15 protein-coding genes are annotated in these 14,919 nt (G+C 72.9%); 6 read left to right on the forward strand and 9 right to left on the reverse strand.

The window, feature by feature from the left end; translation table 11 throughout:
* Nucleotides 1–1,237, reverse strand: a 1,237-nt coding sequence (locus POL72_RS47935) for a serine/threonine-protein kinase (protein ID WP_272103896.1), incomplete at its 3' end; no start/stop codon positions are given.
* Between the two features lie 107 nt (nt 1,238–1,344).
* Here POL72_RS47935 and POL72_RS47940 point away from each other — a divergent pair.
* Nucleotides 1,345–1,488: a helix-turn-helix domain-containing protein gene (locus tag POL72_RS47940; RefSeq protein WP_272103897.1), complete on the forward strand. Its 144-nt coding sequence runs from the start codon at nt 1,345–1,347 to the stop codon at nt 1,486–1,488.
* Nucleotides 1,489–1,496: 8 nt separating this feature from the next.
* Here POL72_RS47940 and POL72_RS47945 read toward each other — a convergent pair whose 3' ends face one another.
* On the reverse strand, nt 1,497–1,835 hold the full coding sequence (locus POL72_RS47945) for a sigma-70 family RNA polymerase sigma factor (RefSeq protein WP_272102901.1): 339 nt from the start codon (nt 1,833–1,835) through the stop codon (nt 1,497–1,499).
* Nucleotides 1,748–2,074, reverse strand: a complete 327-nt coding sequence (locus POL72_RS47950) for a hypothetical protein (RefSeq protein ID WP_272102902.1) — start codon at nt 2,072–2,074, stop codon at nt 1,748–1,750. Before POL72_RS47950 ends, POL72_RS47945 begins: the two co-directional genes overlap by 88 nt.
* Nucleotides 2,075–2,290: 216 nt before the next feature.
* Between POL72_RS47950 and POL72_RS47955 the strand changes: the two genes are divergently transcribed.
* From POL72_RS47955 to POL72_RS47975, 5 genes are all read left to right on the forward strand, one after another.
* Nucleotides 2,291–2,602, forward strand: coding sequence for a hypothetical protein (locus tag POL72_RS47955; protein ID WP_272103899.1), 312 nt, complete (start codon nt 2,291–2,293; stop codon nt 2,600–2,602).
* 189 nt (nt 2,603–2,791) lie between these two features.
* The gene (locus POL72_RS47960) at nt 2,792–3,172 is read left to right on the forward strand and encodes a dihydroneopterin aldolase (protein ID WP_272103900.1); all 381 of its coding nucleotides are present in this window, start codon (nt 2,792–2,794) and stop codon (nt 3,170–3,172) included.
* A 43-nt stretch (nt 3,173–3,215) separates the two neighbouring features.
* A complete protein-coding gene (locus tag POL72_RS47965) occupies nt 3,216–3,935 on the forward strand; it encodes a molybdopterin-dependent oxidoreductase (RefSeq protein ID WP_272103901.1) in 720 nt (239 codons plus the stop codon).
* 27 nt (nt 3,936–3,962) lie between these two features.
* The gene (locus POL72_RS47970; RefSeq protein ID WP_272103903.1) at nt 3,963–4,352 is read left to right on the forward strand and encodes a YidH family protein; all 390 of its coding nucleotides are present in this window, start codon (nt 3,963–3,965) and stop codon (nt 4,350–4,352) included.
* Nucleotides 4,353–4,685: 333 nt separating this feature from the next.
* On the forward strand, nt 4,686–5,786 hold the full coding sequence (locus tag POL72_RS47975) for a hypothetical protein (RefSeq protein WP_272103905.1): 1,101 nt from the start codon (nt 4,686–4,688) through the stop codon (nt 5,784–5,786).
* A gap of 362 nt (nt 5,787–6,148) precedes the next feature.
* On the opposite strand, the gene POL72_RS47980 is transcribed toward POL72_RS47975, so the two are convergent.
* From POL72_RS47980 to POL72_RS48005, 6 genes are all read right to left on the reverse strand, one after another.
* A complete protein-coding gene (locus tag POL72_RS47980; protein WP_272103906.1) occupies nt 6,149–7,237 on the reverse strand; it encodes an AAA family ATPase in 1,089 nt (362 codons plus the stop codon).
* Between the two features lie 207 nt (nt 7,238–7,444).
* Nucleotides 7,445–11,575, reverse strand: a complete 4,131-nt coding sequence (locus POL72_RS47985; protein WP_272103907.1) for an AAA family ATPase — start codon at nt 11,573–11,575, stop codon at nt 7,445–7,447.
* A gap of 332 nt (nt 11,576–11,907) precedes the next feature.
* Entirely contained in the window at nt 11,908–12,933 is a 1,026-nt protein-coding gene (locus POL72_RS47990; protein WP_272103909.1) for an MvdD family ATP-grasp ribosomal peptide maturase, read from the reverse strand.
* A complete protein-coding gene (locus POL72_RS47995; RefSeq protein ID WP_272103911.1) occupies nt 12,930–13,928 on the reverse strand; it encodes an MvdC family ATP-grasp ribosomal peptide maturase in 999 nt (332 codons plus the stop codon). Before POL72_RS47995 ends, POL72_RS47990 begins: the two co-directional genes overlap by 4 nt.
* Before the next feature lie 45 nt (nt 13,929–13,973).
* Nucleotides 13,974–14,210 (reverse strand): microviridin/marinostatin family tricyclic proteinase inhibitor, encoded by a 237-nt coding sequence (locus POL72_RS48000; protein ID WP_272103913.1) that lies wholly within the window; start codon nt 14,208–14,210, stop codon nt 13,974–13,976.
* A gap of 360 nt (nt 14,211–14,570) precedes the next feature.
* Nucleotides 14,571–14,795 (reverse strand): microviridin/marinostatin family tricyclic proteinase inhibitor, encoded by a 225-nt coding sequence (locus POL72_RS48005; RefSeq protein WP_272103914.1) that lies wholly within the window; start codon nt 14,793–14,795, stop codon nt 14,571–14,573.
* Nucleotides 14,796–14,919: the final 124 nt, after the last annotated feature.

The raw sequence follows: 14,919 nt of genomic DNA on the forward strand, positions 1-14,919 counted from the left end.
CCGCGCTGCGGACGGTCGGCTCGGCCCGGAGGCCGAGATCGGCGCTGCGCACCGTGGGCAGCGACTCGCCGCGCTGCGAGAGCATCGTGGGCTCCGAGCCGCGGCTTCGCAGCGCGTTCGAGAGCGTCACGCCGGGCGCGGGCTTCGCTGGCTCGGAGGACGGCCGCATCCCGGGCGGCGCCTCGGTGACGCGCCCGCCCGGCACGATCGACGGCGAGATGCGCATCGGCGGGGGGTTCACGTCGAACCCCGGGCGCGATCGATCGCGCGAGGACGAGAGGCGATCGCGCTCGTTCTCCGGGGCGTTCCCCAGGCTCAGGGCCATCCGCCGCTGCACGTTGATCAGCCTGCCGAGCGCCGTCGTCCTTCGGGGCGGATCAGGCGCGACGCGCTCGAGCTCGCGGACGACGTCGCCGGCCGTCTGGAACCGCTTCGCGGGATCCTTTTGCAAGAGCCGCTGCACGATCGCCTCGAGCCGCGGGTCGACGGTCACGCCCGCCGAGGCGAGCGTGGGCACCTCGGCGTGCACGACGCGGAACGCCGTCGCCACGGCGGTCGGCGCGCGGAACGGCCGCGTGCCCGTGAGCACCTCGTAGAGCAGCACGCCCACCGAGAAGAGATCGCTCCGACCGTCGAGCGGCGACTCCCCCGTGGCCTGCTCGGGCGAGAGATAGTCGGGCGTCCCGAACACGACGCCCGTGCGCGTCCGCGGCGAGGGACCGTCGGAGTCGAGCACCTTGGCGATGCCGAAGTCGAGCAGGCGGACGACGGCCGAGCCGCGGCTCGGATCGAAGGCGATGAAGATGTTCTCGGGCTTGAGATCGCGGTGGATGATCCCCGCGCGGTGCGCGGCGTCGAGCGCCTCGAGCACCGGGATCGCGACGCCGACGGCGGCCTCCATGTCGAGGCGACCGAAGCGCGCGAGCGCCATGCCGAGCGACTCGCCGTCGAGGTGCTCCATCACGATGTACGGACCGAGCTCGCCGACGCCGGCGTCGATCACGTCGACGATGTTCGGGTGGCGGATCCGATTGACCGCCTGCGCTTCCTGGAAGAACCGGTGGGAGAGCTCCGAGTTGTCCGCCAGCTCAGGGTGGAGGAATTTGATCGCAACGGCGCGACCTGCGAGCACGTGCTCCGCCCGGAACACGTCCCCCATGCCGCCCCCGCCGATGCGCTCCGCGAGGCGGTACTTGTTGTCGACGAGGAGGCCGGGGGTCGGGGGTCGAAACGCCATCTGCTGCCGCTGGCGGGCGAGGGACCAACGTCATGGTCCCCGAGAACACGCGTCCCTGTAAAGGGTTGGGAGGCACGCCCCTCCCGAAAGCCGATCCTATTCCGTCGGTGCGTGCTGCGGCCCAGGTGATCGGGTCGACGCGCGAGACGGTGACGCTGACGCTCGGGGCGTTCCGGAAGGAGGGCGTGCTCGACGCGGCGGGGCGGCGGCTCATCGTGAAGGACCGCGAGGCGCTCGCCCGGAAGCGCTAGCGGCGGCGTCAGCCTGCCGCGGCGCGCGGCTGCTCCTGGAGCGTGGTGCGCAGCTTGTCCAGCGCGCGCGAGAGGCGGGATTTGACGGTGCCCACCGGCACCGCGAGGCGCTCGCCGATCTCCACGAGGGAGAGCCCCTCGAAATAGGCGAGCTCGAGCACCGTGCGCTGGTCCTCCTGGAGCGCGGCCACGACGCGCCTCACGCGGGCGCAGTCGGAGCCGAGCGCCGGGTGGACGCGCATGCCCGGGAGCACGGCGCTCATCGCCTCCGGCTCGGACAGCGCGTGGAGGGCGCGCCGGGCGTCGTCCGGCGCGACGTCGATGAGGGCGGCGAGGCGCGGCGCCATCGGGTGAACCGCTCCCGGCGATCCACCGAGGCGAAGAGCCGCGCGCGCAGGCGGCCCTTCGGCGGGACCGGCGGCAGCGCGAGGGCGACGGCCGCGACGGCGGCCTCCGCGTGGGCGAGCCGGCGCGCGCAGTCGCCGGAGGCGCCGAGGTGCGCTTCGACCTCGGCGTCGCGCGCCCATCCCGCGCGGGCGAGGAGCGCGTCCTCCAACGGATCATCGAGGTGTCCAGCGAGCATCATCGGCTCCGCTCCTTCGAGGCGGGGTTGTGCCCCTGGACGAGTACGCGGGGGAAGGGCGAGCGGTTCCAGTGGACGTGGCGGGGCGCCCCGGACACGCGCCTGTCACGTCCGAGGAGTCGACGCGCTCGGCGCCGGCGCGCGCGCCGTTCCCAGTTGACGTGGCGCTCGAAGCGTCGATACGCCTTCGCGAGTCGACCCCGCAGGAAAGGACCGCCCATGCCGAAGCTCAGCTCCGGAACAGCCATCGCCGTCGCATTTCTCTTCGGTTGCTCCGCGTCGTACGTCGCGCCGCGCTTTCTGGTGCCGCCGGTGCAGGCGGGGACCGATCCGCCCCGGTGGGAGGTTCGGTGCGTGGACGTGGAGACAGCGCGCGTCAGCGACAGTCAGGTGATCGAGGTGACCACCACGTCCGGATGGAACCCGGTCCTCAAGCGGTTCGGGCAGGAAGGCTGGGAGCCGGTGCAGTTCCTGCGCAGCGAGATGTCCGGGAAAATCGACGCCGTGTGCTTCAAGCGGCCTCTCCTCTGACGTGCCGCACAGGGCGCGCGTGGCGCGCAGCCGCCGCGCGCCTGGAGGGCGGTCGCGCCGGGAAGGCCGCCCGCGCCGGGACACGCCGGGACGGCCGTCGCGCGTCGGGAAGGCCGCGGCGAGCGGGCGACCCTGCCGCCTGGCATTCTTGCGGCGGAAGCCGGCCGGAAGGCATGCTAGGGGGCGCCGATGGAGTCCGTGATCCAGACGTACCGGATCCGCCTTGACGGCATCCGCTTTCGCGCCAAGCACGGCGTGTCTCGCGCCGAGCGCGACCTGCCCCAGGATTTCGTTGTGTGCCTGGAGGTGGAGCTCCCGATCTCGCTGTTGCCTCGAGCCGACACGCGCGCGCGCGTCTTCGATTACGACAAGCTCGCGAGCCTCGTCGTCGAATCGGGCACGAGCGCGTCGTACAAGCTGCTCGAGACGCTCGCCGAGCGCATCATCGAGCGGGTGCTCGACGACACGCCGGCCCTCCTCGTGACCGTTCAGGTCAAGAAGTTCGGCCCTCCGACGTCGGTGTCGGTGGATGCCGCATCCGTGGAGCTCTCGGGCCGCAAGGTCGGATGAGCTCGCTCTTGCAGGCGTCTTGGGCTCTCGCCAAGGTCACGTCATGGCGGACGACGCGGGGCGGCGGACGAGGTCGTTGATCGAGCGCAAGCAGGCGTTCGCCGCGCGGCAGGCGGCGCGCGGCAAGGGCGCCTTCGACGGGCTCGCGCCGATGGGCAGCGGGCCGCCGAACCGGCATGGGATGCCGAGGCTGCCGATCGGTCAGCGCGAGGTGAAGAGCTGGCCGGTGCTCGATCTCGGCGATACGCCGGACATCTCGACCGAGCGCTGGCAGCTCGAGATCGACGGGCTCTGCGAGGCGCCGCGGACCTACTCCTGGGAAGAGTTCATGGAGCTGCCGCAGACGCTCGACGTGTCCGACTTCCACTGCGTGACCACCTGGAGCCGCCTGGACAACCACTGGATCGGCGTCCGGTTCGCCGAGATCGCGGAGCGCGCGCGCCCGCTCGCGGACGCGCGCTTCGTGCTGATCGAGGCGAGCGACATCGCGCCCGGCACGCAGACCCCCTACACGACGAACCTGCCGCTCGACGAGGCCATGCTGCCCGACGTCCTGCTCGTCCACTCCTGGGAGGGCAAGCCGCTGCCCCGTGAGCACGGGGGTCCGGTGCGGATGATCACGCCGCAGCTCTACTCCTGGAAGGGCGCGAAGTGGATCCGGCGGATCACGTTCAGCGCGGCGGATCAGCCGGGGTTCTGGGAGATCCGCGGCTACTCGAACACGGCGTACCCGTGGTTCGACGATCGGTACGGCCGCCGCTAGGCGGGGCGCCGAGGAGGGTGAGCCACCATGCCTGGCGAGGAGAGCGTGAAGCGCACGGAGGCCTACGCGAGGGAGCACCTGGCCAACGAGCGGACGCACCTCGCCTACGTGCGCACGGCGATCGCGCTGCTCAGCTTCGGCATCACGCTCAACCGGGTCAGCCTCTACTTTCTGGAGGCGGGGCCGCCGGCCGCGCCCGGAGGGCCGCGGTCGTTGCTGCGCGAGGTCGTGGGCGTCGGCGCGGGGATGGTCGTGCTCGGGATGGCGCTCATCGCGTGGGCCGCGACGCGTTACCTGCGCGTCGCGCGCGCCATCGATCGCGGGGAGTACCGCCCTGACCGGACGGCGATCCTGATCTTCACGGCGGCGCTCTTCCTGGCCGGCGCGGCGAGCATCGCCTGGCTGTTCGCCTCGTGAGCCGGAGGCGAAGCGTCCCGGTGCGACGAGGCGCGGCCCGGCGAGCAGGGGCGCACGGCGCACGGCTGCGGACGTCCCCTCCTCGCGGCTCGGCGTAGAGCACGGTGTCAGTCAGCGGCTTTCCGCTGACGAGCACCGCTTTTCCTCCCTTCGACCTCGCGCCTGCCCTGCTGGAAGGCTGCCTCGCCAGCGGCGCATTCTGGTGAAAACTTGCGTGACGGCCGCGGGCCCGACGCGGCATAGTGCGCGTCTCGGATGACAGGCAAACGACACCCCGGCGGATTGGGGCCGCCAGGGTGCCGGCGCCTCAGCCTCGTGCCGGAGGACTGGAGCATGGGTAAGCCCATCGCGCCTTGGTTTGTTGGTTGCATTCTTCTCATCGGCCCAGCGACGTTCTTTGCATGTGGTGACGTGCCCTATATGGGCGGAGACTGCGCGGTCACGGATGACTGCGAGTCGGATCACCAGTACGTGCCGGGCACGATCTGCGTCGATGAGCGCTGCGTGTGCGGCGAGCCGGGCAAGGTCATCTGCTGCGCGCGCGGCGAGGAGGGCTCGCGCGGCGAGCAGGACTCGGAGTGTTTCAAGGCGTGCCTCACCTGCGACGAGTGCGCGGAGGGCACCGAGGAGGGCACCGAGAAGTGCTCCGGGGTGTCCGTGCCGCCCGGCGGCTGCGAGAGCGACGCGGAGTGCCCTGGCCCGCCGGACCCGCGGTGCGGCGCGGGGCGGTGCGTGGACGGCGCGTGCGCGGTGGAGATCCACGAGGGCCCCATCGAGTCGCAGCTCCGCGGCGATTGCAAGATCGAGAAGTGTACAGCCGACGGCGGTGTGGTCAGCGCGGCGGCCCAGGATATCTACGATGACGGCAACCAGTGCACCCTCGACGTCTGCGAGATCGATGAGCCGCGGCATCTCCTGTTGAATGAGGTCACGTGCCCCGCCTCGGGCGAGGGGCGATGTCATGAAGGCACCTGCGTGCAGTGTGTCGACACGGACGCTTCGCTGCGCTGTCCCGGCGGGCGCGCGTGTGATGGCGTCTGGTGCGTGCCGGAGCACTGCGTGAACGACGTGCAGGACGTCGGCCTTGGAGAGACAGGCTTCAACTGCGGTGGCCCGTGCCGGCCCTGCCAGGCGGGGGACCGCTGCCGCGCGGCCACGGACTGCATGAGCGGCGTGTGCACGAACGAGACCTGCATGATCCCGACCTGCAGCGACGGGGTGAAGAACGGCCGGGAGTCCGGCGTCGACTGCGGCAAGCAGTACTGCCCGCGCTGCGCGCCGGGCCGGGGCTGCCAGACCGGCGCGGACTGCACGAGCGGCGTGTGCTGGGCCGGCGTCTGCGAGGCCCCCACCTGCACGGACGGCGTGAAGAACGGCGACGAGGCCGGCGTCGACTGCGGCGGCGCGGGGTGCGGCGGGCCGTGTCCTGGCTGATCCTGGCGGACGGGCGAGCGGCACGTGCGCGCGTGGGTGGAAGGATGGCCATTCCCGTCTGGGGTCATCGGTCGCGTTCCACGTCATGCCGACGTGCGGCGTCACCTTGTGCGGGCGCGTCGTCGGGGTGGCGATAGGCGGGCACGCACACACCAACACGTACGTTGCCGGGCCGCTGGGCTGGTCGATGAGCGGCTATGTGGATTGGGTCGGCGAGGGTAGTTGTATGCTCCCGGGCTCCGTGGCCGTCGTCGTCGTTGAAGGCGTGTCGATGGGCGAGGCGACGATCTACGTGTGACCAGGAAAAGAGACCTCCTCCCCCGCGCCGGCTCCCGCTCGCAGCGCTCACGCGGGGGCGGACGTCATTCATCCTCCGCCGCGCCGTGCGCCAGCACCGTCTCTCCACCGTTCTTGTCGAGCTCGATGAGCCGGCAGGGCGTCGCCTTCTGGAGCCGCTCTGCCAGCGGGCGGGAGTGCGTCGTGATCCACAGCTGACTCCGGGAGGCCGCGTGCACAAGGAGATCCCCGAGCGGCCCGAGCAGATCCGGATGCAGGCTCGTCTCCGGTTCGTTCAGCGCCATCAGCAGCGGAGGCCTCGGGCTCAGCAGCGCCGCCAGGAGGCAGAGATAGCGCGCCGTGCCGTCCGAGAACTCGCGGGCGTCGAGCGGCCGTGACATCCCTGGCAAGCCGAGCTCGACGCGGAACCGCCCCTGCGTCGAGGAGACCTCGAGCGACGCGCCGGGGAACGCGCTGGAGACGGCATCCTTCAAGGCGACCCTGTCGCCGATATCGAGGATCGTCGCCAGCGCCGCGGCGAGATCGTGGCCATCGGTGCTGAGCACCGGCGTCCGCACCCCGACCTGCTCGACCCGCAACGGTGCGCCGGAGTCGGTGCGGAAGTGGTGATAGAACCGGAAGTTCATCAGCTTTTGCCGCACCACCGAGAGCAATGGAAAGCGGTGCGGCTCCACCACCTGCGCCAGCACCGACTCCGAGCCCCAGAGCGAGAAGGGAAAGGTCACGCGCTGGCCGTCCGCGTCGCGCGCGAAGGCCGAGCCCGCGGCCCGCTCCAGCATCGGCAGGCGGCGGCGCTTGTCGAGCAACCAGAGTTTCTCTTCCTTGATGTCCGGATCCAGCTCGAACGGCCCTCCAGGCGGCGGCGTCAGTCCGCACTGAAGCTCGTAGACGAGCTGCTCCAGCCGCACCCGCAGCGTCATCCGCACCGGGCCTTTGCTGCGCTGGCCAGCCCAGAGCACCGAGGGCATCCCGCCCTCCTCGGCCAGCGTGCGCGCGAAGCTCCCGCTCGCCGCGGAGCCGAGCAGCACCATGGTGCGATAGAGATTGGTCTTGCCGACGCCGTTCGGTCCGACAATGACGTTGACCTGCGCGAGGGGGAGCGTCAGCTCACGGATCGAGCGGTATCCCGCGACGTGGAGCTCCTGGACCGTCATCCCGCCCAGGATAGCCTATCGCGGTCACCGGCCTTCAAAACGAGTCGCTCAGCCTGTCTGCGGGGGGAGCGACCCGGCGTGGTCGACGCGCATCTGGCTCACCAACGAAACGGCGCTCGGCTTCCACGTCTCGCTGCTCGAGCCATACTACGGGCTCCACCTCCCCGGCATCCCCGAGGAGCCGCCGGTGCCGCCCGCCGCGGTCCTCTACCGCAGGCGGTGCTCGCGGAGCACGTCGGCCGGCACCGCCTCGCGCGCGAGCTCGCAGAGCCGCGCGTGGTGCGTGAAGAACAGCACCTGCGTCGTCCCCGCGAGCTCGCCGAGCACCGCGAGGGCGGCCCGGGCGCGGTCGTCGTCGAAGTGAATCAGGATGTCGTCCAGGATGAGCGGCATCGGCTCGCCCGTCCGGGCGTGATGCTCGAGGCTCGCGAGGCGCAGCGCGAGGTAGAGCTGGTCGCGCGTGCCGTCGCTCAGGCCCGTGACGTCCACCTCGCGCTGCACCGGCGCCCTCGCGGGCTCCGCCGCTGCGTCCGTCGGCGCCGTCGCGGGCTTCGCCGCTGCGTCCGTCGGCGCCTTCGCAGGCTCCGCTGCCGCATCCACAGACGCCTTCGCGGGCTCTGCCGGTGCGTCCGTCGGCGCCTTCGCGGGCTCTGCCGCTGCGTCCGCCGGCGTCGTCACGGGCTCCGCCGCGCCGTCCGGCGCGGGCGCCCTCGCGATCGCTGCCCCGCCGACTCCCGCGCTAGACGCCGCCGCGCGGACGCAGCGGAGGATCGCCTGCTCGCTCTCGTCGTAGCCCACCCGGAGGCCGGCGAAGGCGCCCAGCGTCAGGCGGTGGAAGAGCGCGCTCGCGCGCGCCAGGATCGGGCCCTGGTTGCGCTCGCGGTAGCGCTCGATCTCGCGCTCGAGCAGCACCGCGGCGAGGCGCGCCCGCACGTAACGGCGCACCTCGCCGCGCAGGTGCGAGAGGCAGATCTGCGCCTCCGCGGCGGCCTCCGCGGCGCCCACCGTCGCCCGGAGGTGCTCGCGCTCCTGCTCCAGGCTCCCGAGCGCCCTGTCGATCCGGCGCCGCTCGTCCTCGAGCGCCGCGAGGCGCTCCTCCGCCCGGTCGAGCTCGAGCGCGAGCGCGTCCCGCTCCACCTCCGCGGTCTCCTGCTCGAGCGCGGCGATGCCCGCGCCCTCGCCCGCCTCGAGGAGCTTGCCCTCGTTCTCGACGAGCTCGCGGTCGAGCCGGCGCGCCTCGCGCGAGCGCTCCTCCGCCAGCGAGAGCGCGGCGACGTCGGCGGCGTCGTCGCCGCCGCGCGGGACGCCCGCCGCCTCGAAGAGCTTGGCGAGGCGCGACTCGGCGGCCGCGCGGCGCGCCTCCTGCTGATCCAGCTCGCGGCGCTTGTCGGCCAGGCTCCGCGCGATCTCGCCGCGCTCGCGGAGGTCGGCGCGCGCCTTGTGGTGGCGCTTGATCAGCTGATCGGCGGCCTGATCCGCCGGCAGCGGGGCGAGGTCCGGCGCGTGCCGGGACGCGAGCTCCGCGACGTCGGCCGCGAACGCCCGGGCGTCGCGCTCCATGCCGCGCACCCGGCGGCGCTCGTGGGCGGCGCTGTCCGCCTTGCGGAACAGCACGCCGAGCTCGTCGAGGATCGCCGTGGCCTCGTCCGCGGAGGCGTCGCCGGGCAGGCCGAGCGGCCGCACGCCCTCGGCCCACTCGGCACGCCACGCCTCGAGCGCGCGCGCGTGCTGCGACTGCTCGCGCTCGAGGTCCTCGATCTCGCGCTCGAGCTCCTTGCGCTCCCGCAGGAGCTCCTTGCGCTCCCGGGCCGCGCCCTCGATGGCCGCGAGCTCCTGCTCCGCGGCCTCGACGAGCGCCGGGAGGCGCGCGGGCGCGTCCTCCGGCGCTCCGGCCGCATCGCCGCGCGCGCCCACGCTCGCCGCATCACGGCGCGAGCCCACGCCGGCCGCGTCCCCGCGCGAGGCGCCCGGCGCGGCGCGGGCGCCCTGGATCGCCGCGTGGAGCTCGGCCGCGTGCGCCTGCATCCGGGCCCGCAGCGCCTCGGCCTCGGCCTCCGCGGCGCGCAGCCGATCGACCGTGGCGGTGAGGACCGCGTAGCGGCCGAGCCAGCCGCGCATCTCCTCGGGCGAGCGCGGGGCGACGCCCGCGGGCCGCCACAGCTCGATCCACGCGGCCTCGGCCTCCTCGGCCCGGCGCGCGAGCGCTGCGCGCTCCGTGGCGAGCTGCGCCTGGTCCGCCTGGGCCCGCGCCTCGTCCGCGAGCAGCCGCGCCAGGCGGGCGACCCGGTCGGCCTCGCGGCGCAGCCGATCGGCGAGCGCGTCGGCGGCGCGGACCAGGTCGGCGTAGTCGTCGGGCTTCCCCCGGGCGGCCGGCGGCTCGTCGCGCGCGGCGAGCGACGGCCTGCGCCGCGCTCCGGGCGAGGCGGGCGCGTCCGCGCCGATGTCGAAGAGCGTGGCGGTGTGGATCGTCGCCGCCGCCGCGCGGGCGCCCGCCTTCGCCTGGAGGGCGCGCACCAGCGCCTTGAAGGCGGCGTCTCGCCGCTCGCGCGCCTCCGCGAGGTCGGCCTCCGTGGGGACGGCGCCGGCGCGCTGGAGCGCGTCGATCTCGCGGGCGCTCTCGCGGAGGCGCGCCTCGATCTCGGCGGCGCGCTCGCCGAGCCGCTCGCGCTCCCGGGCGAGCGCGCCCCACTGCGCGGCCGCCCGGTCGACCGTCTCGGGGAGCGGGACGGGCAGGGCGCTCGCCTCGGCCGCGGACAGCGGCCGGCCTTCGGGCGCGTCGCCGGCGTCGAGGCGCGCCTGCCGCGCTGCCGCCTCGCCAACGTCGAGGCGCGCCTGCCGCGCTGCCGCCTCGCCAACGTCGAGGCGCGCCTGCCGCGCTGCCGCCTCGCCGACGTCGAGGCGCGTCCGAAGGCCGGCCGCGCCGAGGCCGAGCCGATCGCGCTGCGCGTCGGCGTCGCGGGCGAGCTGCGCCGCCGCGGCGGCGGCCTCGCGGAGGCGGTGCTCGAGGTCGCCCTGCTTCTGCGCGCGAGAGAGCGCGCCGCGGAGCGGGGCAGGGTCCTCACCCGACGGCAGCTCGGCCAGCCTGCGCGCGCAGGCGTCGCGCCGCGCGCGGTGCGCCGAGAGCAGCCGCTCCACCTCGCGCGGCTTGGCCTCGGCGGCGCCGCGCTCGCGGGCGAGCTTCTTGATGCGCGCCTCGGTCGCGACATCGACGCGCATCGCCTCGAGCCGCTCGGGGTCGTCGCCGCCGGCGAGCGAGGCGTCCCGCCCGAGCCTGCGGAGGATCGCGCGCGCGTCCTCCTCGACGCCGTGGAGCTCCGCCCGGACGCGCGGTAGGTCGACGGCGGCCTTGCGGTGGCTCCCGAGCCGGGTCACGAGGCCGTCGATCGCGCCCGCGTCGAGGTCGGCGAGCGACGCGGGGACCTCCAGCGCGGCGTGGCGCGCCTCGAGCTCCGCGATGTCGGCGCGGAGCCGCGAGGCCTGGGCGCTCGCGTCGGCGGCGCGATCCTGGGCGTCCTCGCGGTCGCGCTGCGCGCTCTCGGGCAGCAGGACGACGTGGCCGAGGGCGGCGCGCCGGCCGAGGATCGCGCGCCGCGCCTCCAGCAGCGGGAGCACCCGGAGCGCGCGCCGGAGCCGCTTGTCGGTCGACCGGAGCGCGCGCAGCTCCGCGTCGACGCGCTCCTGCTCGGCCCGCTGCTCGTCGATCTCCTGCCGCTTGCGCGTCCAGTCCGCGGGCGGGTGAGCGGCGCTCCTGGCCCCGTTGCGGGCCGCCTCGAAGGCCTTGATGGCCTCGTTGAGGGGGCGGGTCCTCGCCTGGGGCGTGAAGATCTCGTCCGCCTCCTGGCGCAGCGTGGTGAGCAGCTGCTGCAGCCCCGGCCCGCCGAGCCCCGCGCCGAACAGGCTCTGACCGACGTCGCCCTTTCCCTGGAGCAGGGCCTCGGCGCCCTGGCGGAGCGTCTCGTGGGTGAGCCCGAAGGAGGTCCGGAAGAGCTCCTCCGTCACGCCGCCGAGCACCGGCGCGAGCGCGGCGTCGTCGAGGGGGTTGTCGTCCGGGTCGCGGAGCGTCTTCACGCGCCCCTTGCGGCGGACGAGCGCGAGCGCGGCGTCGCCCCTTCCCGCGAGCCGGCCGCCGACGCGGAGATCGGTGTTGTGGTGCAGGTGGGCGTCGGGCGTGATGTGCGGGATGCCGTAGAGCAGGCCGCGGATCGCCCGGAGCGCGGTGCTCTTTCCTGCCTCGTTGGGGCCGTAGACGACGTGGAGGCCTGGCGACGGCGAGGAGAAGTCGAGCCGGAGATCCGTGAAGGGGCCGAACGCGAGGAGGTGGAGCTCTAGGATCTTCACGAGATCGCTTGCCGGGCGCAGGGGACGGTGCCCTCCCCTGAACGGATAGCAAGTGCGGAACCTCCGGGCGTTGTCAAGCCGCACCGCGCGGAAGCGGGCGACGAGGCGCGACGACGCGAGGCGCTCGACGGCGGCCGCTTGGCTAGTTTCGCAGGGCAGAGATCCTTGCCAGGGATGTCGCGAGCGAAGAGAGATTCAACGCCAAGGCGCCAAGGCGCAAAAATGCACAAAATTATTCTTTTTGCGCCTTGGCGCCTTGGCGTTGAATTCTCTCAGGATCCCTGGACGGACGTCCGGCGGGCGGAGCTGGATCCACCCTACCGGGAAGGCGCTCAGCGGGGATGCGTCGCCGGCGTGTGGAGGAAGGCGCTCCACGAGCCGCGCCGCGGCGCCTTGCCGAGCAGGACCTCGGCGAGCGCCTCGCTGATCGGGAGCCCGGGGGTCCGCTCCAGCCAGAAGAACTCGCCGGACGGGTTGACCTCGAGGAAGACGTGCCGGCCGTCCGGCGTGCGGAGGATGTCGAGCGCGCCGTAGTTGAGGCCGAGCTGATCCATCAGCCGGAGCACGCCCGTCTCGACGTCGGGCGGGAGCGTGTCCTTGCGCCAGGCGTCGATGAGCTCGATCCCCTGCCGGCGCCAGTCGACCTCGGCGCCGGGCGCCGCCTGCGAGTCGACCGAGGCCGTGAAGACGCGCTCGCCAACGACCGTGACCCGCAGCTCGCGCGCCTTCGGGATGTTCTCCTGGAAGGTCATCGGGCAGAGCGAGAGCCCGCGCATGTCCGCGAGGTCCTTGGCCTCGAGGGCGTTCGTGAAGACCACCTGCTCCTCGCCGTCGCGGTAGACGGCGAACGACGAGAGCATCTTGGCGATCACCCCGCCGGGGCAGGTCGCGGCGAAGGCCCGCGCCGCGTCGGCATCGTTGGTCGTGAGCGTGCGCGGCGTGTCGAGGCCGACCTCGCGCGCGATGTCGAGCTGCACCTGCTTGTTAGACGCGAAGCGCACCGCCGGCAAGGGGTCGACCTGCGGGACGCGGAACGCCGCGAGCATGCCCTCCGCGGTCTGCTTCGCCTCGTGGACCGACGCGGTCCGGAGCTGCGGATCCATCGACGAGGGCAGCCTGGCGCCGTAGGCGACCCGGCGGTACCAGACGGCGGTCACGTCGCCGAGGTCGAGCGCGCCGTCCCGGGTGGTCAGCGTCGAGCGGCCCGCCCCGGCCCCCGACGAGAGCGAGAGCCGCGCCCCCGCCGGGAAAGCGTCGGTGTCGAAGCGGAAGGCCCGGCCGCCCAGCCTGGCGATCGCGGCGGCGACGCGGTCGATGCACTCATTGTCTTCGCTGTGCGTGATGATGAGGACTGTCACCGGTTCTCCGTCGGAGCGAGCAGCGCCTCCGCCAGCGCGTCGGCGATCGGCAGGCCGAGATCCCGCTCCAGCATGCCCCACTCGCCGGCGGGGTTCACTTCGAGAAAGACGTGCTCTCCGCCCGGCGTCCGGATGAGGTCGACGGCCCCGAAGACCAGCCCGAGGGCGCGAAGGAGCGCGCCGAGCTGCGCTTCGACGTCGCGCGGGAGGGCGTCCGGCTCCCACCCGATGCCGACCTCGCTCACGTCCGGGTGGCGCCAGTCGACCGCGATCGACTCGTAGCGGGTTGCGTCGAGCGCGCCCGGGAAGCACCGGCCGTCGACGCAGGCGACGCGGAGCTCGCGCGCCTTGGGGATGCGCTCCTGGAAGACCATGGGGCTCTGGCGCAGCCCGGAGAGGGCGTCGAGGTCGGCCTCCGCGACGGCGTGCGTGAAGACGAAGGGCGCGCCGCCGGCGAGGCTCGTCGAGAAGGGCGTGAGCATCTTGGCGACCACGTTCCCCCCGAGGCGCGCGAAGAAAGCGCGGACCTCGGCCGGGTCGTTCGTCACCACCGTCTCGGGGATGCGCAGGCCGACCGACGCGGCCGCCGCGAGCTGGCGCAGCTTGTCCTGGGCGCGCTCCTCGGCCTCGGGCTCGTTGATCCAGCGCCGCGCGGGGAGCCCGCGCAGCCACCCGGTCAGCGCCGCCATCGACTCGCGCACGCAGGCGCCGCGGTACGCCTCGGGGATGCCCTCGCCGAGGTTCGGCGCCCAGAGGCGCCGGAGCCAGACAGCGGAGATCTCGTCCCCGCCGATCTCGGCGCCGGCGTCCTCCAGGCGGCGGCGCACGCCGCCCGGCCCGAGCGCCGCCGACAGCGTGATGTCGCGAGGGAACCGGTCGACGTCCAGGCGGACGGGGCGAGCGCCGCGCCTCCGCAGCGCCTCCGCCACGCGCCCGATCCCGAAGTCGTCCTGTGAGTGCGAGACAAGGAGGACGCTCGCGCTCGCCGTCGTCACGTCAGGGTGCCTCTCTCGCACGGGCGCGGGCGGTCCATGCGGTGCTCAGGCCTCGTCGCCGTCCGACGGGTACTTCAGCGTGGTGAAGATCGGGTCCTTCCCGCCTCCCCCGCCGTCCTCCTGATCCGACGGGTACTTCAACGTCTGGAAGGGCGGCCTGCCGGCCTTGACGCCGGTACGAACGCGCTTCTGATCCTCCAGGAAGCGAGCGAAGAACGGCACCGCCTCGGCGTCGTCCTTCTGCTCCTGCTGCTCGGGCTCACGGTTGTCGATATCGGCCATGGGATACCTCCAGATGGTTGCGTTGCCGCGGCGACGGAGCCGCCGAGGACAAGAGAGCTACCGTAGCGAGCAACCGGGCGGGGGTGCAAGAGCCCGAGGACGATTTCGGCGCTCTTCAGCACAATTGCAGCGGGCTCGACGTCGTGATTCCACGATCCCGTGACGCTGCGATTCCGCTGTTGCGGCGATCTTTCAATCACGGGCGCTCGATTGTGTTGAATCGTGTTGAGCTTGGTTACGCGTTGTCACGACGTCGTCACGACGTCGTTACGGAAGGTACGGAAGGTACGCGATGTTGCGGGCGATTTCGGTGGGTTCCGCTCGGCCGCTGGCGGTTACCCGCCGCGCGGCGTTCGCGGTTCACTTCAAGGCCAGCTCTTCGTCGCCGTCGGAGGGGTACTTCATGGTGACGTCCTCGTCCCGGTCCGAGGGGTACTTGAGGGTCTGGTAGATGCCGCCGGCTTTGACGCCGGTCCGGATTCGCTTCTGATCTTCCAGGTAGCGAGCGAAGAACGGCACCGTCTCCGTCTGCTCCTCCTGCTCCGTTTGCTCGTTCTGCTCGTGATCACGATCGATATCAGCCATGGGGGACCTCCAGATGGAATGACTGCTTTGCGGCGGAGCCGCGGAGGAGAGCATTCATTCAATCGGTCCGCGCTGCACGTGAAGTTTTGCCAGGCTCAACGCCTTTACCCGGGCGATGGGTGCG

Source organism: Sorangium aterium, from assembly GCF_028368935.1.
Taxonomy (GTDB): domain Bacteria; phylum Myxococcota_A; class Polyangia; order Polyangiales; family Polyangiaceae; genus Sorangium; species Sorangium atrum.